Raw genomic sequence first — 20,964 nt, 5'->3', positions numbered from 1 at the left:
TCGAGCTACCTTTCGATGATCTCGTTCTTTCCGATCACGACCACGCCGCCCTTGGTGACGGCGAAGCGGGACCGGTCGTACTCGGGGTCGAGGCCGATGCGGGCGCCGTCGGGGATGACGACGTTCTTGTCGATGATCGCCCGCCGGACGATCGCGCCCCGGCCGACCTTCACCGAGCCCATGAGCACCGAGTCCTCGACCTGGGAGTGGGAGTGCAGCACCACGCCGGGCGAGAGGATCGAGTGGGAGGCGGTCCCGCCGGAGATGATCACGCCGGGCGACACCAGCGAGTCCAGGGCGTGCCCGATCCGGTCGCCCTCGTTGTGCACGAACTTCGCCGGCGGCAGCGGGTCGTGGCCGGTGTAGATCGGCCAGCGGTCGTTGTAGAGGTTGAAGATCGGATGGGCCGACACCAGGTCCATGTTGGCCTCGTAGTAGGCGTCCAGGGTCCCGACGTCCCGCCAGTAGCCGCGGTCGCGCTCGGTGGAGCCGGGGACCGCGTTGTCGGCGAAGTCGTAGACCTCGGCCGTCCCCGACTTCACGAACATCGGGATGATGTTCCCGCCCAGGTCGTGCTTGCTGGCCGGGTCGAGCGCGTCCTCCCGGAGCGCGTCGATCATCGCCTGGGTCTTGAAGACGTAGTTGCCCATCGAGGCGTAGACCTGGTCGGGCGCGTCGGGCAGGCCGACGGCGTCCTTGGGCTTCTCGCGGAAGGCCGCGATCCGGCGCCCGCTCGGGTCGGTCTCGATCACCCCGAACTGGTCGGCCAGCGACAGCGGCTGGCGGATCGCCGCGACCGTCACGTCCGCCCCGGAGTCGATGTGCTGCCGCACCATCTGCTGCGGGTCCATGCGGTAGATGTGGTCGGCGCCGAAGACGATGCAGTGCTCCGGCATCTCGTCGTAGATCAGGTTGAGGTTCTGGAAGAGCGCGTCGGCGGACCCGGCGAACCAGCGCGGCCCGAGACGCTGCTGCGCGGGCACCGGCGTGACGTAGTTGCCGAGCATCGTGGACATCCGCCAGGTGCGGGTCACGTGCCGGTCGAGGCTGTGGCTCTTGTACTGCGTCAAGACGACGATCCTGAGATAGCCGCCGTTGGTCAGGTTGGACAGCACGAAGTCGACCAGGCGGTAGATGCCTCCGAAGGGCACGGCCGGCTTGGCGCGGTCGGCCGTGAGCGGCATCAGCCGCTTGCCCTCGCCACCCGCCAGCACGATCGCGAGGATTCTGGACGTCGTCATAGCTCGACGTTACCCGGCTTCGCCCTGCTAAACCTGCATAAACACTCCCAAACGCTAAGGTCGTAACATGCGCGTTGATCTGCTGAGCCGTGAGTACCCACCCGAGGTCTACGGCGGTGCCGGGGTCCATGTCGAGTACCTCGCCCGCGAGTTGCGGAACCTGGCAGACGTGCGGGTGCGCTGCTTCGGCGCGCCGCGCGAGGAGAAGGGGGTGGACGTGTACGGCGTGCCCGGCGGCCTGGGCGAGGCCAACCCGGCCCTGCAGGTGCTCGGCGTCGACCTGGAGATGGCCGCGGCCTGCGAGGGGGCCGACGTCGTCCACAGCCACACCTGGTACGCCAACTTCGCCGGTCACGTCGCCAAGATGCTCCACGGCGTCCCGCACGTGGTCACCACCCACAGCCTGGAGCCCCTGCGGCCGTGGAAGGCCGAGCAGCTCGGCGGCGGCTACACCCTGTCGAGCTGGGCCGAACGCACCGCCCTGCTCGCCGCCGACGCGGTGATCGCGGTGTCGGAGGGCATGCGGCGCGACGTGCTCGCCTGCTACCCCGAGATCCCCGAGGACCGCGTCACCGTGATCCACAACGGCATCGACACGGCCCAGTACGCCCCCGACCACGGCACCGACGTCCTGCTCGCGCACGGCATCGACCCGGCCAGGCCGTACGTCGTGTTCGTCGGGCGCATCACCCGGCAGAAGGGCCTGGCCCACCTGCTGCGCGCGGCGCGCTCCTTCGCCCCGGACGCCCAGCTGGTGCTGTGCGCCGGCGCCCCCGACACCCCCGAGATCGCCGCCGAGGTGACCGGCCTGGTGGAGGAGCTGCGGCGGGCCCGGGAGGGAGTCGTCTGGATCTCGGAGATGCTGCCGAGGAACCAGGTCATCCAGATCCTCACGCACGCCGCCGTCTTCGTCTGCCCCTCGGTGTACGAGCCCATGGGCATCGTCAACCTCGAGGCCATGGCCTGCGAGACCGCCGTCGTGGCGACCGCGACCGGCGGCATCCCCGAGGTCGTCGACGACGGTGCCACCGGGCTGCTCGTCCCCGTCGGCCAGGGCCCCGACGGCGAACCGCACGACCCGCGGGCCTTCGCCGCCGCCATCGCGGACCGCGTCAACACCCTGCTGTCCGACCCCGGACTCGCCACCACCATGGGCAAGACCGGCCGCCGCCGCGCCGTCGACCACTTCTCCTGGCCCGCCATCGCCGCCCGCACCCAGGCCCTCTACGACTCCCTGACCCGCTAGTTCCGGGAAACCGCCCGGATCCGCGACAACAAAACGCGGCGGGGCGGCGTCTAACGGGACATGCAGCGATTCGAGTACGTCCGCAAGCCCGCGATCCTCCTCGCCTTGTCAGCGGGAATGCTGACGGCATCGGTCGCCTGCGGCGGCGCGCCCCCGCCTACCGGGCGCGCCGCCGCCGAGGTGCCCGGCCCCGTCGCGTCCTCCGCCGCGGTGGCCGGCTCCTCGGTCACCCCCCGCGGGCTCCGCGCCGCGGGGGTGTCCATGACGCCGGCCGCCGCCGGGCGGTGCCACAGCTCGGACCTGTCGGCCCGGGTCGGCAGGCAGGACGCCGGCGCCGGCCAGCGGTACGCCCCTCTCGTCCTCACCAACACCTCCGCGCGCGCCTGCCGGCTCTACGGCTACGTCGGGCTGATCATGATCGACGGCAAGGGGGACGTCCTGCGCACCAGGACCCGCAGGGACGGCGGCAAGGCCGTCCGCGTCACTCTTCGGCCGGGCGCCTCGGCCCACGCCAAGATGCACTGGACGGTGGTGCCGGTCGGACGCGAGACCCGCTGTCCCGAGTCGGCGCGGCTGATCATCCTGCCGCCCGACGAGGTCGGCACCCACCTGGAGATCCCGTTCGTGGCGGGCCCGTGCGACGACGGCCGCATCGACGTCTCTCCCATGGCCGCCGGGGCGAGTCTGTGAGCAGCGATGGCGTCACGGGCGGTCGAACACGCCGAGCAGCAGGCAGATGACGAAGAAGATCGCGCCCGCGATCAGCAGCGCTGGAACCAGTCCGGGAACGCCGTCCATGTCCGCCCTTGACTCCCATCACTTCCCGAGTAACAAACAGCAAAGGTAATCCCAGGACGGTACGGAGGAGTGCGAAGAGCGGTTCAACGGTACGGCGGTTCCCGGGCCGGCTCTGACCTTCACCGATGCCCCCGGCGTCCCGTCGCCGGCCCGCACGGCCGGGACGGCGGCGGCGGTCGCGGCACGGCGAACTCAGTAGGCTGGTGCGGTGCTTTCGATCGACCGGGTCACCATGGCGTTCACCGACCGGCACGGCGGTGTGAGCGCCGGGCCGTACGACAGCAGGAACCTCGGCGGCGGGGTCGGCGACGACCCCTCGGCGGTGGCCGACAACCGCGCCCTGACCGCCAGGGGCTTCGGTCTCGACCCGGCACGCGTCGTGTTCATGCGGCAGGTGCACAGCCCCGACGTCGCCTACGTCACCGAGCCGTTCGGCGACGACGCGCCCCCGCTCGACGGCGTCCACACCGACCGGCCGGGGCTCGCGCTCGCCGTCCTGGTCGCCGACTGCGCGCCCGTCCTGCTCGCCGATCCGGTCGCCGGGCTGGTCGGCGCCGCCCATTCCGGGCGGGCGGGCACGGTGGCCGGGGTCGTGCCGGCGCTGGTGGAGGCGATGCGCTCGCGCGGCGCCACCGACCTGGTCGCCGCGATCGGCCCGCTGGCCTGCGGCAAGTGCTACGAGGTGCCCGCGGCGATGCGCGAGGAGGTCGGCGCGCTCCTCCCCGAGGCCTGGTCGGCCACCCGTGCCGGCACCCCGGCGCTCGACCTGCGGGCCGCGATCACCGCGCAGCTCGCCAGGGCCGGGGTCAGCGACGTCCGCCACGACGACCGCTGCACCATCGAGACCGCCGACCTGTACTCCTACCGCAGAGAACAGGTGACCGGCCGCTTCGCCGGCTACGTCTGGCTCAGCCCGGAAGCCTGACGGGCCGGGTGCCGCCTCGCGCCTGACCTCACCCGCCGCGGCCGGCCGCAGCCGGGCTTCCTGTTCACACGAACGGCTCTTGCGTGATCGACAACGCGACCATGCCGAGCTCGTTCCAGTTGTGGATCGGAGAGACCGCGCTTGACCTTGACACGGTGACAAGCTCTTCACTGCTGCCGAGGAGGTGGTCCCGATGGCCATGCCGAAACAGGACACGGATACGATCCAGGCTTTCCAGGGGCTGGAGCACAGCAGCTCGTCAGTGCGGCTGCGGGCGGCGCTGGCGGTGGGCACGACCCCTGACCCGAGGTTCATCGACAAGCTCATCGAACGGTGCGCGATCGAGCCCGAGTTCTACGTGCGCGACATGCTCACGTGGGCACTCACCCGCCACTCGGCGTCGGCGACGGTCCCGAAGCTCATCGACGAACTCCGCTCGGAGCGGGCGCAGGCACGGAGCCAGGCCTTGCACACGCTGTCCAAGATCGGGGACCGGCGGGCGTGGCCGTCGATCACACGGGCGCTTCTGACCGACGCCGACGACGAGGTCGCGCGAAGCGCCTGGCGGACAGCGGTCGTACTCGTGCCCGAAGGTGAAGAGCCCGAACTGGCCGGAGTGCTGGCGACACAGCTCGGGCGCGGCGAGCGTGAGACACAGTTGAGCCTCAGCCGGGCGCTGATCGCGCTCGGTAAGGTGATCGAGCCGACCCTGCGCGCCGCCATGACGGATCTCGACCCTCGCGTGCGTCGGCACGCGATCGCCACGGAACGGCTGCTGCGCGACCCGGACGCGGGATTCGAGTTCGCGATCGAGGAGGCGAAGCGCGTCGTGGCCCTCGGCGGCACCGGCAAGGAGGAGTGATGGCCAGTGTTGATCGGTGATGTGGCACGGCGGTCCGGGGTCAGCGCCCGCATGCTCAGGCATTACGACTCGCTCGGCCTGGTGCGGCCGACGGGTCGTTCCGGGGCCGGCTATCGGGAGTACTCCTGCGAGGACATCCGGCGGATCTTCCATATCGAGAGCCTGCGGTCATTGGGGCTGTCGCTGCGTGAGGTCAAGCGCGCGCTCGATGACCCTGACTTCACGCCCTCCGAGCTCGTCGACGATCTCATCCGCCAGACGCAAGAACGCATCGCGGCCGAGACGGAGCTGCTCACCCGGCTCCGCCGGATCGGTGCCGCGGAACCCGAAGGCTGGGAGGACGTCCTCCAGGTCGTCGCGCTCCTCCAGGCCTTGGGGGCCAAGAGCGCCGGCAAGCGCCAGCGCGCGGCCCTGTCCTCGGCCGGAGAGGTTCCGGTGCCAGTGGAAGCACTGGTCGAGGCGGTGCTGAGCGAGACGGACCCGAACGTCGCCGGAGCCCTCCGCTGGGCTCTGGCGCGCTCGGGCGAGGACGGATCGGCGCTGCTGGCGGAGGGCCTCGTCTCACCGGCAGCCGAGGTGCGCAAGCGGGCCGTCCAGTCCATCGCCGAGATTCCGGACGGTGCGGCCACCGCGCTGCTGCAGGACGCCCTCACTAACCCCGACATCGTGGTCCGCAGGTATGCGGCCCTGGCACTGGGTGCACGCGGAGTGGCCGACGCGGTCCCGACGCTCATCGACATGGTCGTCGAGGGGACGAACGACGTCGACGCGGCCGATGCGCTGAGCGCGCTGGCGAGTCGTCTCGGGTCGGCGGACCAGATCGCCACCAGGCTCGTTGATCGCCTCGCCGACCGCGCCGTTGGACCGCCCGCACGTCAACGGCTGACACAGGCGCTCGCGGACATCCCGGGAACCGTGGCGTCACGCGCCCTCGCAGATCTGTCACATGACGAAGACCGTGCCGTCGCGCTCACCGCGGCGTACGTTCTCCGGATACGCGACGGGCGGTAACGGATCTTTCGCCCTGGACAAGGGGGCGGCAGAGCCGGTCGTGTCACTTCGATCATCGGTCGTCTCCGCGATACCCGGCGAGAAGCCCGCACCCGGCCGGCCCGGAAACCGGATGCGCACTGCCGGTGCGGTGGTGTGTGATCGGGAGCATGGCGATCGTGTCGGGTGAGCCGGGAGTCGGCGGGCTGAGCGAGGTCGTGGGCGTGCTGCGGGAGTGGCAGTACGACAGGGCGCCCATGCAACTGCATCCGGGGGACCTGGGCTGGTTCTGGCGGTTCGGGGCGGAGGCGACGGCCGCGGCGGTCCGGACGTGGAGCCGGGAGGGGCACATTCTCGCCGTCGGGCTGCTGGACCATCCCGGTCTGCTGCGGCTGGCGATCGCGCCGGACGCCCAGCGCGACGAGGAACTGGCGCGGCGACTGGTCGAGGACGTGACCGATCCGGCGCGCGGCGTGCTGATCGAGGGGAAGGTGAACGTCGAAGCGCCCATGCGCGCACTGGTCCAGGATCTGCTGTCCGAGAACGGCTGGAACGCCGGCGAGCCGTGGACACCGCTGCGCCGCGACCTCACGGAGCCGGTGAAGGACCCAGGCGTGCGGATCGAGGTGATCGGGCCGGAGCAGGCGCACGTGCGGGCCGCCGTGCAGCGGGCATCGTTCGATCGGTCGACGTTCACCGAGGAACGCTGGCACGCGATGGCGGCCGGATCGCCGTACGCCGACGCCCGGTGTCTGGTCGCGTACGACGACGAGGGTGACGCGGTGGCGGCGGTGACGGTGTGGTCGGCCGGTCCGGGTAGGCCCGGCCTGATCGAGCCGATGGGCGTGCACCGGGAACATCGCGGTCACGGCCACGGCAAGGCGATCACCGTCGCCGCGGCGGCCGCCCTCCAGCGACTGGGCTCCTCCAGCGCGATCGTCTGCACCCCGAGCTCCAACATCGGCGCCGTCGCCACCTACCAGGCGGCCGGCTTCCAGCCACTCCCCGAGGCCAGGGACAAATACCGGGACGCCTAGTTCCTGCGCTCGATGGCCCCGAGCGGTTCGCACAGACGACCGCTTCCGCGGTTCGCAGAGACGACGCTTCCGGGGTTCGCAGAGACGACCGTTTCCGGAGGCTTGCGGAGTTCGACCTCGTTGCCACGCCCCTTCCTCGCGGTGACACCGGCTCCCGCCCCCTTGGGGGGCCTCTCGCCGGAGCCGGCCACACCGCGTTCGTACCGGGGACGCCGGGCCGGGACGTCAGGCGTCCAGGGTGCCGATCTTGACTTGGCTCACGAACGCGAGCCATTCGCCCGGCGTGCAGAGCAGGGCCGGGCCGGCCGGGTTCTTGCTGTCCCTGACGGCGACGAGGCCGGGCAGGTTCGACGCCACCTCCACGCAGTTGCCGTCGTCGCCGCTGTAGCTGCTCTTGCGCCAGTGAGCGCCACCACGCAGATCACGAGACACAGCCGTTCACCACTTCCTCAATGAGTTTGAGAGATTGTCTGAACGATAGAGCCTCGGCTCTGACTGCGTCATATCGGAGCATCAGCCGGTTGATCGTCGCCCTGTCGTCCACAGTGCGCCCATTGGGTTGCCCTTCGACATAGGCCGCCTGCGGGACTCCGTTTCGTTCGGCAATGATGAAACCTCCCATCATTCCGCAGTGAGCAGGAATCCCGTAGGGGACGATTTGTATGGTCACCTTCGGGTGCTGGGCCACTTCGAGCAGGCGCCGTAGTTGCTCGTTCATCACGACCGCGTCGCCGATGACGCGACGAATCACGGCCTCATCCATGATCGCGCTGATGAGCGGAGGGTTTTCGCGGCGTAGGAGTCCCTGTCGCTGCATGCGATTCTTGAGACGTTCGTCCACCTCTTCGGGGGTGATTCCGGGGGAGGCGGCGATGACTGTGCGGGCATATGCCTCCGTCTGCAATAGGCCCGGGACGAGTGCGGGCTCCCAGCTTCGTAGCCCCGTCGCCTCCTGCTCCTCCTCCAGGAAGGGCCGGATGTGCTCCTGTGCGTGCTTCCAGAGTGTGGCGAGGTACAGGCCCGTCATCGTGCCGTCCAGTCGGAGGGCCTTGTCGCACTCCCGGGCGAACTCCTCGGTCGGGGCGCGACGAAGTGATTCCACCATGGCGACCTGGCTGTCCGAGAAGCTCATTCGCGCCCCGAGCGCCCTTTGCGTGAGCCCGGCGGCCTGCCGGTAGCGACGCAACTCGGCTGCGAAAAGGGCGCGTGGTGACTCGTTCGGGTCGATTTCTCTTTTGGGGGACAAAACCGCACCATCCTGTCCGAATCGGGGGTTCCGGATTCGCTCACAAGCCTGCGTACACAGCTGTGCAGCAAGGTGAGCACTTAGCGCTATCGATCGTAGCTCTCCGTGGTCATGCTGGTGAGGCGAAGTCCCCAGGACGCGGGGTCTCAATGGCGAGGGAGAAGGCCGCGGACATGCGAACCGGAAGACTGTTAGGCGTCACGCAGTTGAAGGGTGATCCGGCGTCGGCGAAATCGGCCCGTGCCTTTGTGGGTGAGAAACTGGGCGAAGACCACCCGGCTCTGGACGACGTGACATTGCTGGTTTCCGAGGTGGTCACCAACGCGGTCGTCCATTCGGATTCCAGGAACGGCGGCAGAATAACCCTGGCGCTCGCCGACTGCCACGACTTCATCCACGTCGAGGTCCTGGACGCGGGCGGTGACGACGTCCCGCGCATCCGCGACGACGAATCCGGCGAGGGCGGGCGGGGGCTCCGGATCGTGCGTATGCTCGCCCATCGCTGGGACGTACGCCAGGACGCCACCGGGCGGACCGTGTGGTTCCAGGTCACCTACGAGCGGAAGAAGGACCACCCGCCACCGGCCGGATGATCTCCCGATCGGTCGAGAGCGCCTGCCGGCGGGAACTGGGCTAGGGTTCCGGCATGAGCCGCCCGCGACGCCTCAGCCACCCCCGGTAGAAGTCCTTGAAGATCGACGCCGTCGTGAACACCCTCGTTCTCGCCATCCCCCTGCTGCCCCTGGAGGAGGCCTGCCATCGGGCCGGCGCCACCTACGACAAGGCCTACCGGTCGGTCCACTGGCGGGAGGCCTGGCGGTGGCTCCCCTTGCACGACAGGTGCGGCGCCACGTTCGACCTGGTCCCGGTATGGGGCAACCCGGCCTTGCTGCTGCTGCCCCTGCTCGCCGCCGTCTGCCTGGGCGTCGCCGCCCGGCTCGTGGTGGCGGGCCGGCGGCGCGAGAGGAGTGCGGCGTGACGATGTCGACCGGCGGGTGGGACAGCCGGGCGCGTCTGGTCCAGGGGCGGTGGGTGGAGCGCCGCCCCAGGCGGCCGGAGGTGGTCCCGCGGCTGCTCATGGAGACCCGCCTGATGCCGTGGCTCGCGCCGCGGCTGCCGCTGCCCGTCCCGGTGCCCCACGTCCTGCACCAGGAGCCGCTGGTCGTACGGCACGAGCTGGTCGCCGGTGACCCGCTCGAGACCTTCGACCCCGCGCACGGCCGGACGCTGGGCGCGTTCCTTCGCGCCCTGCACGGAGCCGACCCCGCCGAAGCCGTACGGCGCGGCGCGCCGCCGGTGCCGGAAGTGCTGCGGGAGCGGGTGGCGACGGTGCGGGACTTCGGTACGCGTGTCGTCCCGCTCCTGCCGGACGACCGGCGGGACGTCGCGTCGGCTCTGCTGGACGCCGTGGCCGCGCTGCCCGCCCATGTCCTGGTGCACGGTGACCTCGGGCCCGAGCACGTGCTGGTGCGGGACGGCGCGCTGAGCGGGATCATCGACTTCGGTGACGCTCACGTCGGCGACCCGGCGATCGACCTGGCGTGGGCGCTCCACGGTACGCCGCCGCCCTTCGCCCGGGCGGTGGCCGCCGAGTACGGCGCCACTCCGGAGCTCGCCGAGCGGGCGCTGCTGTGGCACCGGCTCGGCCCGTGGTACGAGGTCACCTACGGTCTCGACCTCGGCGACCCCGGCACGGTGCGCGGCGGCCTCGAAGGCGTCCTCGCCCGGCTCCCGCTCTGAGAGCCGCCGCTCAGGCCGCGACCCGCCGTACCCCCTGCGGCTTCGCGGGGGACGGCTGGAGGCGGGCCGGCAAGGGGGTCACCAGCGTCAGGGCGGTGACGATCGCGGCGGCGCCCAGCATGGGGGCCGGGCCCGTGGCGAAGCCGGTGATCGTGAGGGTGAGCAGGCCCGCGCCCGCCAGCGCCGTCGCCGCGACGGCCCGCGTCCAGCTCACCTGCCGGTGCGGCTTGGCGGGCGCCTCCTCGAAGCGGGCGAACAGGCGGATCAGCGGGCGCAGGACCAGCGCGAGCGCGGTCAGCCAGAGGGGCCAGCCGGTGAGCCACGTGCCGCCGCCCGGCGTGGGCGTGGAGACCCCGAGGCCGACGACGGTCACACCCGCCACGACGAACAGCGCGCTCATGTGCCACAGGTACACCGTCATCATCCGCGGGCCCGCCCAGCTCACCACACGGGCGACGGCGGGCCTGGCGGCCAGCCGCACGATCCGGGGCCGCAGCAGCATCGCCAGCCCGATCTGGCCGAACGCCACGCCGAGCAGGGCGAGGGTCGGGGGCGCCATGTTCGACGTCGCCGCGCCCGGCAGCCCGATCATGCTGCCGGGGTAGGGGCCGAAGGCGACCAGCGCCACGGCCGCGCCGAACCCGCCGAACGCCATCAGCCGGAAACCGCCGAGCCTGCCCTCGGCGTAGAGGAAGCCGAGCTGGTGCACCGCCAGCCAGACGAGCGCGATGTTGAGGAACCCGGCCGCCTCGAAGCCGGTGAACCTGACCACGTCCACCACGACCGCCCCGAGGACGAGCGCGGCCGGGACGAGACGGCCGTACCTCTCACCGAGCCGCAGCAGGACCGGCGTCAGCGCCACGGCGACGAGGTAGATCGCGAGGAACCACAGCAGCTGCCCGGCGAGGCGGGCGGCGGTCTGCACGGGCTGCTCGGGCAGGCCGAGGGCGAGAAGCAGGTGGGGGAGCGGCACCCACACCGCGGCCAGGGGGAGCACCGGCCAGGCCAGGCGGCGTACCCGGCCCGCCAGCCACAGCGGATCGGATCCGCCGCGCGAACGGTGCGAACGGTGGCTGATGGCGTTGGCGGCGCCGCCCGCGAAGAACACCAGCGGCATCACCTGGCTGATCCAGGTGATCACGAAGGCGCCCGGGGCGGCGAAGGCGTTGCCGGTGGTGATGCGGCCGTCGGCGTACGACAGCACCGGGATGCTCCAGTGCTCCAGCACGACCATGGCGATGCCGAACAGCCGCAGCAAATCGATGAAGAGATCGCGGCCGGGCCGGCGCGCGCCCGTGCCGACGGCGGCGGGGCGGGTGGTGCCGCCGCCGGTCACCTCCGTGCGGGTCGCGGTGGGGGGCCCGTCGGGCGACGCGTGCGCGGTGCCGCCGCCGTTCCCGTCCGTGCGGGTCACGGTGGAGGGTCCGTCGGGCGACCGGTGGGCGGTACTCCCGCCGGTCACCTCGGGGGATCTGTCGAGCAGAGCGGGCACGGGACACCTCGCGTCGTCGGGGGAAGGTCATCGGAAGATCAGCTGGTCCGAGCCTCCCGCCGGAGGGGGTGCCGGCGCAGTCATGCCTGCGGGACTCTTCCTCGGGGAAATCACGACCATCGTGGTAGGGCTGGCCCTACCACCGAGATGCCTGCCGGCAGGTTCGATGCAGGCGGTACGTCACCATAGGTTTGGCGGCATGAAATCCCCGTTCAGCCGCCTCGGCGCCGACACGCGCTACACCTTGCTCGGCTTCCCCCTTGCCGTGGTCAGCTTCTGCCTTCTGCTCGTGGGCTTCGTCGCCGGGCTCGGCACGACGGTGGTGTGGATAGGGCTGCCGATCATGGCGGGCAGCCTGCAGATGGCCAGGGGGTTCGCCGAGATCGAGCGGAGCTCCCTTCCCGGGATCCTCGGCCGTCCCGTGCCCCGGCCGCGCTACAAGGCCGCCCCGCCGAACGCCGGACGGATGCGCAGGCTGGTGCAGCCGCTGACCAGGGGGCAGTCCTGGCTCGACCTGCTGCACGGCATCTTCGTGTTCCCGATCGCGCTGGTGTCGTTCGTGGTCACCCTCGTCTGGTGGTCGGTCACGATCGCCGGGCTGACCTACCCGCTGTACGGGCTGGTCACCGAGCGGATCCCGCACAACACGCAACTGCCCGAACTGCTCGGCATCGGCAGCGGCTACGTCACCGACAGCGTGTTCTACGTGATCCTCGGCGCGGTCTTCGGCATCACGCTGCTGCCGGTCGTCCGGGCGGCGGCGCTGCTCCGGGCCGGGCTCGGCAGGGCGCTGCTCACGGGGGTCGCCGAGCTGCAGGAGCGGATCGACGACCTCACCGAGGGGCGCGCGGCCGCGGTGTCGGCCGAGGCGAGCGCGCTGCGCAGGCTGGAGCGCGACATCCACGACGGGCCCCAGCAGCGCCTGGTGCACCTGGCGATGGAGCTCTCCAGGGCCCAGCGCCAGCTCAAGAAGGACCCGCAGGCCGCGCACGCCACCCTCGGCGAGGCGATCACGGCGACCCGTGAGACGCTCGACGAACTGCGGGCGCTGTCGCGGGGCATCGCCCCGCCCATCCTGAGCGACCGCGGGCTGGCCCCCGCCCTCGCCGCGCTCGCCGGACGCTGCACCGTCCCGGTCGACCTCGACGTGCAGACCGCCGAGAGGTACACCGCCGTGGTGGAGAACACGATCTACTACGTCGCCGCCGAGACGCTCACCAACATCGCCAAGCACAGCAGGGCCCAGCTCTGCACCTTGTCACTGATGCGGATGGGGGACACGCTGGTGCTCGCGATCGGCGATGATGGGGTCGGCGGCGCGCACGCCGCCAAGGGACACGGTCTCGCCGGCCTCGGCGACCGGCTGCGCGCGGTCGACGGCGAGCTGCTGGTGCAGTCGCCGGTCGGGGGGCCGACATTGATCGTCGCGGAGGTGCCGTGCGGGTAGTCGTGGCCGATGACGCCGTCCTGATCCGATCAGGGCTGGTCAGGCTCCTTGAGGAGTTCGACTTCGAGGTGTTGGCGGCGGTCGGCGACGGCGAGGCCCTGGTGAAGGCCATCGCCACGCACCGGCCGGACGTCTCGATCGTCGACGTCCGCATGCCGCCCAGCTTCACCGACGAGGGCCTGCGGGCGGCCGTCGAGGCCCGGAGTCAGGTGCCCGGCTCCCCGGTGATGATCCTCTCCCAGTACGTCGAGGTGTCCTACGCCGACGACCTGCTCGCCGATGCCAGGGGAGCGGTCGGCTACCTGCTGAAGGACCGCGTGGCCGACGTCGAGGAGTTCCTCGACGGGCTGCGCCGGGTGGCCTCCGGCGGCACCGTGTTCGATCCCCAGGTGGTGGCCCAGTTGATGGTACGGCGGCGCCGCGACGACCCTCTGGCCTCGCTGACCCCGCGTGAGCGCGAGGTGCTCGGGCTGATGGCGGAGGGCAAGTCGAACCCCGCGATCGGCCGCGAGCTCGTCGTCACCGACGGCGCGGTGGAGAAGCACGTCAGGAGCATCTTCAACAAGCTCGGCCTGCACGCCGACGACGGCGACCAGCACCGCCGCGTCCTCGCCGTGCTGACCTACCTGCGTTCCTGAACGGGCGCCCGAGGCCGCGTCACCGGGCCGCCCGCCGGACGCGAACGCCACGTCCCTGATCGGCCCGCCCGCCGGACGCGAACGCCGCGTCACTGATCGGCCCGCCGGGTGCGAACGCCGCGTCACTGATCGGCCCGCCGGGTGCGAACGCCGCGTCACTGGTCGGCGGCCCGCCGGGCGCGAAGGGCGCGGAGCTTGTGGCGGTTGCCGCAGCGTTCCATGGCGCACCAGCGCCGGGCGCCGGGGCGGGAGGTGTCGACGAACACCAGCGGGCAGTCGTCGCTCGCGCATTCGCGGATGCGTCCGGAGAGCGGCCCGGACAGCAGCTCGATCATCTCCCGGGCCAGTGTCGACAGCGCCTGCGTGGCCCGTACCGGCGGCGCCCAGCCCGCGGTGGTGCCGTCGGCGGCGAGCTCGGGGACCAGTGGTGCCGCGGCCGCGGACCGGTTGATGGTCTCGATCGCTTCGGCGGGGAGGGGCCGATGCGCCGCCCGGGCGTGCGCCGCGTCCCAGATCGCCTGGCGCAGGGCCTTGGCCGCGGTGAGCTCGCGGGCCGTCACGGGGACCGTCATGACCGCGGTGATCGGCGGCTGGGCCAGCCATTCGGCCAGGTCGGCAGGCTCGTGGAGGGTCTCGAACACCGCGTAGGGGCCCTCGCCGCCGGTGTGGGCGAAGTCCAGGCAGACGGCGCCGGCGTCGAACCAGAAGGACCCTCCCTTGGGGTCGTGCAGCATCCGTCCGGTTGCGTTCGCTCGCATGACACCACTATAAGTGGTGTCGTCACGACACCTGTATTACTGGTGTCATCGCGAGAGGAGAGTCACATGGGTGTACGACACGTCAACCCTGCCGGGATGCACCGCAGCCCGGCCTTCAGCCAGGCCGTCGTGGTCGAGCAGCCGGCGAAGACGATCTACATCGGCGGGCAGAACGGCGTCGGCCCGGACGGAAAGGTCGTCGGTCCCACGGTGGGTGAGCAGGCCAGGCAGGTGTTCCGCAACCTCGCCACCATCCTGGAGAGCGAGGGGGCGAGCCTGGCGAACATCGTCCACTGGCGCATCGCCGTGGTGGAGGGCAACACGTTCGACGAGGGCGTGGCCGCCTTCCAGGAGGTGTGGAACCGGGCCGACCCGCCGCCGGCCATCACGGTCCACGTCGTGGCCGGCCTGAACCCCGGATGCCTCGTCGAGATCGACGCCGTCGCCGTCGTGTGACGCGGGGCGGGGACGGGCGAGCCGCCGCGGCCGCCACGGGGACGATCCAGGCCGGCAGCGGGGAAGCCGTCGCACAGGTGGGCGGCAAGGCCGGATTCAAGTTCGTGGAGGCGGTGCGCGAGATCGCCGCCGGCGGCACGGTCATCGATCCCGACGTGGTCCACCAGCTGCTGGTCCACCGTCGCGCACACGATCCGCTGGACGCGCTCACGCCCCGCGAACGGGAGGTGCTCGCATTGGTCGCCGAGGGCAGGTCCAACAGCGCGATCGCTCAGCGTCTCCACGTGTCGGAGGCCGCCGTGGCCAAGCACATCAGCGGCGTCCACATCAAGCTGGACCTCGGGCCGGACGCCGACGACCACCGGAGAGTGCTCGCGGCGTTGACCTTCCTGCGCTCGCGCTGACGCGTGACCGCCGCGGTCTGTCAGTCCGGAACGATCACTGTCATCGACGTCAGGGTATGGCGGAAGCCGAGGCGTTCGTAGAGGCGGCGGGCGGGGTTGCCGTCGGTGACGGCGAGGCCGAGTGCGGGCTGGCCGTGCAGGGTGGCCAGGGCCAGGGCGCGGCGCAGCATCACCGCGCCGAGGCCCGCGAACTCCGGGCGCGGGTCCCGGAAGGCGTCGAGCACCCACGGCCCGCTGAACGGCGGCTCGCCCGGGGCGGTGCCGACGACCACCCCGGCCACGACCCGGCCGTCCTTGAGCAGCAGGCCGCCGCAGGGCAGCAGAGGGCCGAGGATCTCACCCCGGAGCAGGGGCTCGAGGTGGCGCCGCAGGCCGTTGACGTCGTCGCCCGGGGTGTGGTCGGGATGGCCGGGAGGGTAGGCCGCGAGCCAGGCCGGCAGCACCTCGGCCGGGGGCACCGCGTCGCAGGACACCACGCCGTACCCCGTCTCGGCCCACTCGGCGGGGGCGGGTTCGGCGCGCAGGTCGCGCGAGTACGCGTGGGCGTGACGCAGCGGCCGCGCGCCGATGGCGAGCAGGGCGCGGCCGAGGTCCTCGTCGCCGGAGACGACCCAGCCGGGGAGGTGGCGCCTGATCGCCTCGACCGCTCCGGGGCCGAGCACCTGGGACAGGTCGGCGTAGGGGCGTCCGGCGCGGGTTCCTTCGACGAAGCTGAGCACCGGACGGCCGGCTGGGTCGGCGATCGTCCGGCGGCAGGAAGTCTCCACGTGGTCAAACGTAGAGCGGGCCGTCGAGGCCGGACCACCGGTTTTTCTGGAGGTTCGACTACCTCTGGGCGGATATAGGCGGTTTCTGGAACCAAGAAGGCCCTTCGGTAGTCCAAAATTCAACCTGCCGAAAATCTGTAACGTTCTGGTACCAGCGGGGCTGTCGAGGCGCTAGTGTGATCGCGCGCGCAAATGTCCCGATAGATCCCGGTAGGCACCCAGCAACACGTTCCCCGGCTCGTTCCGGTGTGCGTCATCTGGCGGAGGACGGGATATGAGAGAAACGCGACATCGACGTGCTGCCCCGAAGCGGTCTCGATCACGAGCCCCGATCATGGTCGGACTGCTGACGACGACGTCGCTGCTCGCAGGAACCGCTCTCCTCGGAGCGGCGGTTCTCAGTTGGGTTCAGAGTTATCTCATCTTCTACTCGGGGGTGTACACGCTCCTTGGACTGACTGGTGTGGTGGTGGTCGGACTGGCCGCCACCGATCGCATCGTCCTGGCGGTCAGGCACCGCTTCTTCCTCCAGGCGCTCCACCGCGCCCTCGCCGTGTTCGCGGTCGGATTCCTGATCACACACGTCATCCTGCAGATCATGCGGGGCCGTGTGCACGGGATCGACGCGGGCATCCCCTTCACCAGCGGCGCCGGCTTCTACGTCGGGCTCGGCACCATCGCCTCCGACCTGATGATCATCGTGTTCGCGACCGGCGTCTTCCGCGCCAAGTTCGTCGGGCACCGGTGGCCCTGGCTGTGGCGCTTCCTGCACGTGGTGGCCTACGTCTCCTGGCCCGTCGCCATCGTGCACGGCCTGTTCGCGGGCCGCCCCGTCTCCGGTGACTGGGTGACCTGGTGCTACATCGGCACTCTAGTCGTCGTGGCGCTCGGCGTGCTCATGCGCCTGTTCGTCACCGTCCGCCCGAGGGACGGGGCCATCGGCAGCGCCAGAGCCGTCAACGTCGGGCGCAAGGCCGAGCCCATCCGGGTGGACGACGTCTTCGACGAGGAGTTCTGGACGACCCTGCGCAAGGAGGTGCGGCGGTGAGCCAGGTGCAGAGCCCCACAGGTGTCATGCAGGTGTTCCGGATCGGGCCGGGCCGCATCACGGCCGGGCTCGACAGCTCGCCGCGGCTCGACTACGACACCCACCGCCGCGTCCACGGGCAGCTCCCCAGGCTGCCCAAGGACGACCTGATCGCGCTGGCCGAGCTCGGTGACCTGCGAGGACGCGGCGGCGCGGGCTTCCCCTTCGCCCGCAAGCTCCGCGCGGTGATCGACTCGGCGGCCCGGCGCGGAGCGCCGATCACGGTGGTCGTCAACGCCACCGAGGGCGAGCCCGCGGCCCACAAGGACAAGATGCTCCTCAACCGGGCGCCGCACCTGATCCTGGACGGCGCCGACCTGGTGGCCCGCGCGCTCAACGCCCGCGAGATCGTCGTGGGCGTGGCGCACGGCGGTCCCGGCGAGCGCTCGCTGCTCAACGCCATCCACGAGCGCGGCATGACCGACACCGTCCGGGTGGTCCGCATGCCCGACCGCTTCATCTCCGGTGAGGGCGGCGCGCTGATCAACGGCATCAACGGCCAGCGTCCCATCCCGCCCGGACGCAAGATCCGCTCCAGCGACAGCGGCGTGGGCGGGATGCCGACGCTGCTGTCCAACGCCGAGACCTATTCCCAGCTCGCCCTGATGGCGATGCTGGGGGTGGACATGTACTCCTCGGTGGGCCTGCCCTCGGAGCCGGGAACGGTCCTGCTCAGCGTCACCGGCTCGGCCAGGCGCCCCGCCGTCGTCGAGGTGCCCACGGGCGTGCGGCTGCGCGAGGTGCTCGACCTGTGCGAGGCGACGATCGGCCAGGGCGTGCTGCTCGGCGGGTACCACGGCAAGTGGATGTCCGCCGAGGCGGTCGAGCGCGCCGAGGTGTCGCGCGCCGGGTTCGAGGCCCTCGGCGGGGCGCTCGGCGCGGGCATCGTGGTGCCGCTCGGCTGGGACTCCTGCCCGCTCGGCGAGACCGCGAGGATCGCCAGGTACATGGCCGGGCAGACGGCCGGCCAGTGCGGCCCCTGCTACATGGGCCTGCCCGACCTCGCGCAGACCTTCGGCGCGCTCGCCGACGGCAACGGGCACATCGAGGCGGTGCAGCGCGCGGTGTCCACGATGAGGGGCCGCGGCGCGTGCAGCCACCCGGACGGCACCTCGAACTTCGTGCTGTCGGCCATCGACGTCTTCGCCGAGGACATCATGACGCACGCGGCGTACGGCACCTGCGGGCTGCCCGTGCGCGGTGTGCTGCCGATGCCGACCGAGCCGGCCAAGCGCGCCAGCGAGGCGCAGCTCATCCTCGACTGGTCCAGGTGCGAGGGGCACGGGCTGTGCTCGATGGAGGTGCCCGACCTGATCACGCTCGACCAGCACGGATACCCGGTGGTCAGCAAGGCGTCGGTGCCCAAGCGGCTGGAGGGCGAGGCGCGCCGGGCGATCGAGATCTGCCCCGCGCTCGCGCTGCGCCTGGACCCGGCGCCGGCGGAAAGACGGTAGAACGACGGAAGCGCCCGCCGAGGCGGGCGCTTCCGTCGACATCCGGGCCGTGCCCCACGGGCACGGCCTCCTTCAGGGTGCGATGGCGGCCAGGCCGACACGCCTGGCCGCACCCCCCTCGTCCCCGTCCTGCGAGAACCTTCGCGGCCTCAGGCCACCGGGATCTGCAGCAGGCGCTCGCCGTCGTCCCTGCGCACCTCGAACCGGACGATGTCCTTCCTGGCCAGCGCGGTGCCGCCGGTCATCGTCAGCGGGCCGGGGTGTCCGGCCACGCCGTACCCCTTGCCGTCCGGCACGCGCCAGCCCGACACGATGTCGGTGCCGCCGTCGCGGCCCACGGCCACCAGGCTGCACCGCTCGGGACCGGTGACGCCGGCGAGCTTGAAGGACACCTCGGTGCCCCACTCCTTCTCGACCAGGCCGACCGAGCCGTTCACGCCGGTCTTGCCGTTACGGCCGTCGAACACCTGGACGGCGACGTTCTGGCCGGAGCCGGCGCCCGGCCACAGCTGCGCCGCCACCGTGCCGGTGACCCCGATGATCACCGCCGCGGCGACCGCCAGGAACACGTTGCGGCGCCGCCGGTCACGGGCGAGGGCGACCTCGTCGACGTCGTGCGGCACCTCGAAGGCCGGCTCGGACGGCGTCGCGCGCCGCCGGCCGGGGGAGGAGGAGGTCTTCCGGTGCGAGCGGGGCGACCACAGGTCCCTCACCACACCGTCCGGAACGGCCCCGTCGGCGGAGGTGACCGCCCTGCCGTTCACGCCGTACTCCGCCCCGTCAGCCGGGCCCCGGGCCGCGCCGTTCACCGACCTCTTGAGGTCGCTCTTGATGAGGTTGAGGGCGTCGGGCAGCTCGTACATCTCCACGAGCTCCTTCTGGCAGCTCGGGCAGTCGAGCAGATGGCGGTCGAACTCCTCGGCGTCCTCCTCACTCAGGATGCCCAGGACGTACGCCGCCACTTCGACATGAGGGGGTGAATCCATCAGACCGGTCACCCCCTCTCCTTCATCGTCTTCTGCAGGGCGCGAAGCGCGTAGTAGACCCGGGACTTCACGGTCCCCGGGGGAACTCCCAGCACTTCGGCCGCCTCATTGATCGTACGGTCGTAGATGTAGGTCTGCACCAGAGCCTCCCGGTGTTCCTCCGAGAGCTGGTGGAGGGCCTCCGACACCACCATCTTCGACAGCATCGACTCGGACCCGTCGGGTATGGATACGGTGTCGAGCCTGTCCGGTTCAACCTCCTGCGGACGCACGGAGCGCTGACGATGGGCGTCGATGACGATCCTGCGGGCGACGGTCATCAACCACGCCCACAGGAGGCCAGGCTCCCTGTTCAGCTTCCCGGCGTTACGCCAGGCACGGAAGACCGTCTCCTGGACCACATCTTCTGCCCACTGCTGGTCGCCTCCGGTCAATCTGCGAACGTTGCGGAGGAGGGGGCCGCCGAACTCGCGGTAGAGCGTGGTGACCAGCTGCTCGCCCGACTCTTCGTGTGCTTCCTCCGGTAGCGACGACCGGACGCTGCGATGACGCTGCACGCGCACATACTGACAGTCGATCACCAGCCACGCGAGCCAAACTCACAACTTCCACAACATCCGAAAATTTCGTCACTTGAGGTGAACCGCTCCTGACCTGCCCCCGTACCTCCCCCTGACAAGCGCGCCCAGGGATCTCCGGGACACGGAAGGAAGAGACATTCGGTGAACCTTCAACTCAGGCCGCTGCGGGTCGTGGAAGTTCTCGCGGCGCTCGCGTTCCTGGTGATCGCCACCGTGGCGGTCTTCACGATCGCGCCGGGAGGCGCGGCCAGCGGGGCGTCACCGGCCGACTTCGTCAACACCCCCACCGGCCCCCTCGGGCCGGCCGACCGCGACTTCCTGATCAAGGTCCGGCAGGCGGGGCTCTGGGAGATCCCGACGGGCCAGCAGGCGCAGGAGCGAGCCGGAAGCCAGCGGGTCAAGGAGGTCGGCCTGCAGCTCGTCGCCGACCACACCAAGCTGGACGAACAGGTGCGGGCCATCGCCGCCAAGCTCGGCGTGGTGCTTCCCTCCACGCCCAACGCCGACCAGCAGGGCTGGATGGCCGAGCTCTCCACAAAGACGGGCGCCGACTACGACGCGACCTTCGCCAACCGCCTGCGCTTCGCGCACGGAAAGGTGTTCGCGGTGGTCTCCGCCGTACGGGCCGGCACCCGCAACTCCGACATCAGGGCCTTCGCCTCGGCGGCCGTCGACGTGGTCATGAAGCACATGACCCTTCTCGAGAGCACGGGCAGGGTCGACTTCCCCGCGCTGCCCCTGCCGCCGACGCCCACGCCGTACCCCTCGAAGTAGGCGGCGCGAACCCGGAGCCGGCGGCCGATCGGATG

24 protein-coding genes are annotated in these 20,964 nt (G+C 71.1%); 16 read left to right on the top strand and 8 right to left on the bottom strand.

Features of this window, described 5'->3' with window-relative positions; genetic code table 11:
• Nucleotides 1-5 precede the first annotated feature (5 nt).
• Complete coding sequence (glgC, locus tag KIK05_RS17560) at nt 6-1,241, bottom strand: glucose-1-phosphate adenylyltransferase (RefSeq protein ID WP_214411789.1); 1,236 nt, start codon at nt 1,239-1,241, stop codon at nt 6-8.
• A 67-nt stretch (nt 1,242-1,308) separates the two neighbouring features.
• Between glgC and glgA the strand changes: the two genes are divergently transcribed.
• The 6 genes from glgA to KIK05_RS17530 all read left to right on the top strand — a co-directional run bounded on the left by glgA (nt 1,309) and on the right by KIK05_RS17530 (nt 7,099).
• Nucleotides 1,309-2,487 (top strand): glycogen synthase, encoded by a 1,179-nt coding sequence (gene glgA / locus KIK05_RS17555; RefSeq protein ID WP_214411788.1) that lies wholly within the window; start codon nt 1,309-1,311, stop codon nt 2,485-2,487.
• A 60-nt stretch (nt 2,488-2,547) separates the two neighbouring features.
• Nucleotides 2,548-3,177, top strand: a complete 630-nt coding sequence (locus KIK05_RS17550; protein WP_214411787.1) for a DUF4232 domain-containing protein — start codon at nt 2,548-2,550, stop codon at nt 3,175-3,177.
• A gap of 340 nt (nt 3,178-3,517) precedes the next feature.
• The gene (pgeF, locus tag KIK05_RS17545; protein ID WP_214411854.1) at nt 3,518-4,210 is read left to right on the top strand and encodes a peptidoglycan editing factor PgeF; all 693 of its coding nucleotides are present in this window, start codon (nt 3,518-3,520) and stop codon (nt 4,208-4,210) included.
• Between the two features lie 193 nt (nt 4,211-4,403).
• A complete protein-coding gene (locus KIK05_RS17540; protein ID WP_214411786.1) occupies nt 4,404-5,072 on the top strand; it encodes a HEAT repeat domain-containing protein in 669 nt (222 codons plus the stop codon).
• A gap of 6 nt (nt 5,073-5,078) precedes the next feature.
• Nucleotides 5,079-6,083: a HEAT repeat domain-containing protein gene (locus tag KIK05_RS17535; RefSeq protein WP_214411785.1), complete on the top strand. Its 1,005-nt coding sequence runs from the start codon at nt 5,079-5,081 to the stop codon at nt 6,081-6,083.
• Between the two features lie 149 nt (nt 6,084-6,232).
• A complete protein-coding gene (locus KIK05_RS17530) occupies nt 6,233-7,099 on the top strand; it encodes a GNAT family N-acetyltransferase (RefSeq protein WP_250562944.1) in 867 nt (288 codons plus the stop codon).
• A gap of 225 nt (nt 7,100-7,324) precedes the next feature.
• Here KIK05_RS17530 and KIK05_RS17525 read toward each other — a convergent pair whose 3' ends face one another.
• Nucleotides 7,325-7,531, bottom strand: a complete 207-nt coding sequence (locus KIK05_RS17525; RefSeq protein WP_214411784.1) for a DUF397 domain-containing protein — start codon at nt 7,529-7,531, stop codon at nt 7,325-7,327.
• A complete protein-coding gene (locus KIK05_RS17520) occupies nt 7,521-8,345 on the bottom strand; it encodes a helix-turn-helix domain-containing protein (RefSeq protein ID WP_214411783.1) in 825 nt (274 codons plus the stop codon). The genes KIK05_RS17525 and KIK05_RS17520 overlap by 11 nt, the downstream gene beginning before the upstream one ends.
• Before the next feature lie 149 nt (nt 8,346-8,494).
• Here KIK05_RS17520 and KIK05_RS17515 point away from each other — a divergent pair, with 149 nt between their 5' ends.
• From KIK05_RS17515 to KIK05_RS17505, 3 genes are all read left to right on the top strand, one after another.
• Nucleotides 8,495-8,938 (top strand): ATP-binding protein, encoded by a 444-nt coding sequence (locus KIK05_RS17515; RefSeq protein ID WP_214411782.1) that lies wholly within the window; start codon nt 8,495-8,497, stop codon nt 8,936-8,938.
• A 113-nt stretch (nt 8,939-9,051) separates the two neighbouring features.
• Nucleotides 9,052-9,324 carry a hypothetical protein gene (locus KIK05_RS17510; RefSeq protein ID WP_214411781.1) on the top strand — a complete coding sequence of 91 codons (273 nt, stop codon included), beginning with the start codon at nt 9,052-9,054 and terminating at the stop codon, nt 9,322-9,324.
• Nucleotides 9,216-10,085, top strand: a complete 870-nt coding sequence (locus KIK05_RS17505) for a phosphotransferase (RefSeq protein ID WP_443729121.1) — start codon at nt 9,216-9,218, stop codon at nt 10,083-10,085. Before KIK05_RS17510 ends, KIK05_RS17505 begins: the two co-directional genes overlap by 109 nt.
• A gap of 10 nt (nt 10,086-10,095) precedes the next feature.
• On the opposite strand, the gene KIK05_RS17500 is transcribed toward KIK05_RS17505, so the two are convergent.
• Nucleotides 10,096-11,577 (bottom strand): acyltransferase family protein, encoded by a 1,482-nt coding sequence (locus KIK05_RS17500; RefSeq protein WP_308249967.1) that lies wholly within the window; start codon nt 11,575-11,577, stop codon nt 10,096-10,098.
• Nucleotides 11,578-11,776: 199 nt separating this feature from the next.
• Here KIK05_RS17500 and KIK05_RS17495 point away from each other — a divergent pair, with 199 nt between their 5' ends.
• Together KIK05_RS17495 and KIK05_RS17490 are read left to right on the top strand one after the other, a co-directional pair.
• Nucleotides 11,777-13,024: a sensor histidine kinase gene (locus KIK05_RS17495; RefSeq protein WP_214411779.1), complete on the top strand. Its 1,248-nt coding sequence runs from the start codon at nt 11,777-11,779 to the stop codon at nt 13,022-13,024.
• Nucleotides 13,015-13,662, top strand: a complete 648-nt coding sequence (locus KIK05_RS17490) for a response regulator (RefSeq protein WP_214411778.1) — start codon at nt 13,015-13,017, stop codon at nt 13,660-13,662. The genes KIK05_RS17495 and KIK05_RS17490 overlap by 10 nt, the downstream gene beginning before the upstream one ends.
• Before the next feature lie 155 nt (nt 13,663-13,817).
• Here KIK05_RS17490 and KIK05_RS17485 read toward each other — a convergent pair whose 3' ends face one another.
• Complete coding sequence (locus KIK05_RS17485) at nt 13,818-14,420, bottom strand: CGNR zinc finger domain-containing protein (RefSeq protein WP_250562943.1); 603 nt, start codon at nt 14,418-14,420, stop codon at nt 13,818-13,820.
• A gap of 66 nt (nt 14,421-14,486) precedes the next feature.
• Between KIK05_RS17485 and KIK05_RS17480 the strand changes: the two genes are divergently transcribed.
• Together KIK05_RS17480 and KIK05_RS17475 are read left to right on the top strand one after the other, a co-directional pair.
• Entirely contained in the window at nt 14,487-14,876 is a 390-nt protein-coding gene (locus tag KIK05_RS17480) for a RidA family protein (RefSeq protein WP_214411777.1), read from the top strand.
• Nucleotides 14,873-15,280, top strand: coding sequence for a LuxR C-terminal-related transcriptional regulator (locus KIK05_RS17475; protein ID WP_372455596.1), 408 nt, complete (start codon nt 14,873-14,875; stop codon nt 15,278-15,280). The genes KIK05_RS17480 and KIK05_RS17475 overlap by 4 nt, the downstream gene beginning before the upstream one ends.
• Nucleotides 15,281-15,300: 20 nt before the next feature.
• Here KIK05_RS17475 and KIK05_RS17470 read toward each other — a convergent pair whose 3' ends face one another.
• Nucleotides 15,301-16,047, bottom strand: coding sequence for a GNAT family N-acetyltransferase (locus KIK05_RS17470; protein WP_214411776.1), 747 nt, complete (start codon nt 16,045-16,047; stop codon nt 15,301-15,303).
• A 463-nt stretch (nt 16,048-16,510) separates the two neighbouring features.
• Between KIK05_RS17470 and KIK05_RS17465 the strand changes: the two genes are divergently transcribed.
• Both KIK05_RS17465 and KIK05_RS17460 read left to right on the top strand, forming a co-directional pair.
• Entirely contained in the window at nt 16,511-17,095 is a 585-nt protein-coding gene (locus KIK05_RS17465; RefSeq protein WP_214411775.1) for a ferric reductase-like transmembrane domain-containing protein, read from the top strand.
• A complete protein-coding gene (locus KIK05_RS17460) occupies nt 17,092-18,588 on the top strand; it encodes an NADH-ubiquinone oxidoreductase-F iron-sulfur binding region domain-containing protein (protein ID WP_308249966.1) in 1,497 nt (498 codons plus the stop codon). Before KIK05_RS17465 ends, KIK05_RS17460 begins: the two co-directional genes overlap by 4 nt.
• A gap of 149 nt (nt 18,589-18,737) precedes the next feature.
• Here the strand turns inward: KIK05_RS17460 and KIK05_RS17455 are convergent, their stop codons facing one another.
• Nucleotides 18,738-19,586 (bottom strand): anti-sigma factor family protein, encoded by an 849-nt coding sequence (locus tag KIK05_RS17455; protein ID WP_214411774.1) that lies wholly within the window; start codon nt 19,584-19,586, stop codon nt 18,738-18,740.
• Entirely contained in the window at nt 19,583-20,137 is a 555-nt protein-coding gene (locus KIK05_RS17450; protein WP_372455595.1) for a sigma-70 family RNA polymerase sigma factor, read from the bottom strand. Before KIK05_RS17450 ends, KIK05_RS17455 begins: the two co-directional genes overlap by 4 nt.
• A 159-nt stretch (nt 20,138-20,296) precedes the next feature.
• Here KIK05_RS17450 and KIK05_RS17445 point away from each other — a divergent pair, with 159 nt between their 5' ends.
• Nucleotides 20,297-20,929, top strand: coding sequence for a DUF4142 domain-containing protein (locus KIK05_RS17445; protein ID WP_214411773.1), 633 nt, complete (start codon nt 20,297-20,299; stop codon nt 20,927-20,929).
• Nucleotides 20,930-20,964: the final 35 nt, after the last annotated feature.

This window comes from Sphaerisporangium fuscum (genome assembly GCF_018531465.1).
Lineage (GTDB): Bacteria > Actinomycetota > Actinomycetes > Streptosporangiales > Streptosporangiaceae > Sphaerisporangium > Sphaerisporangium fuscum.
This window is presented reverse-complemented; position numbering and strand designations above follow the sequence as displayed.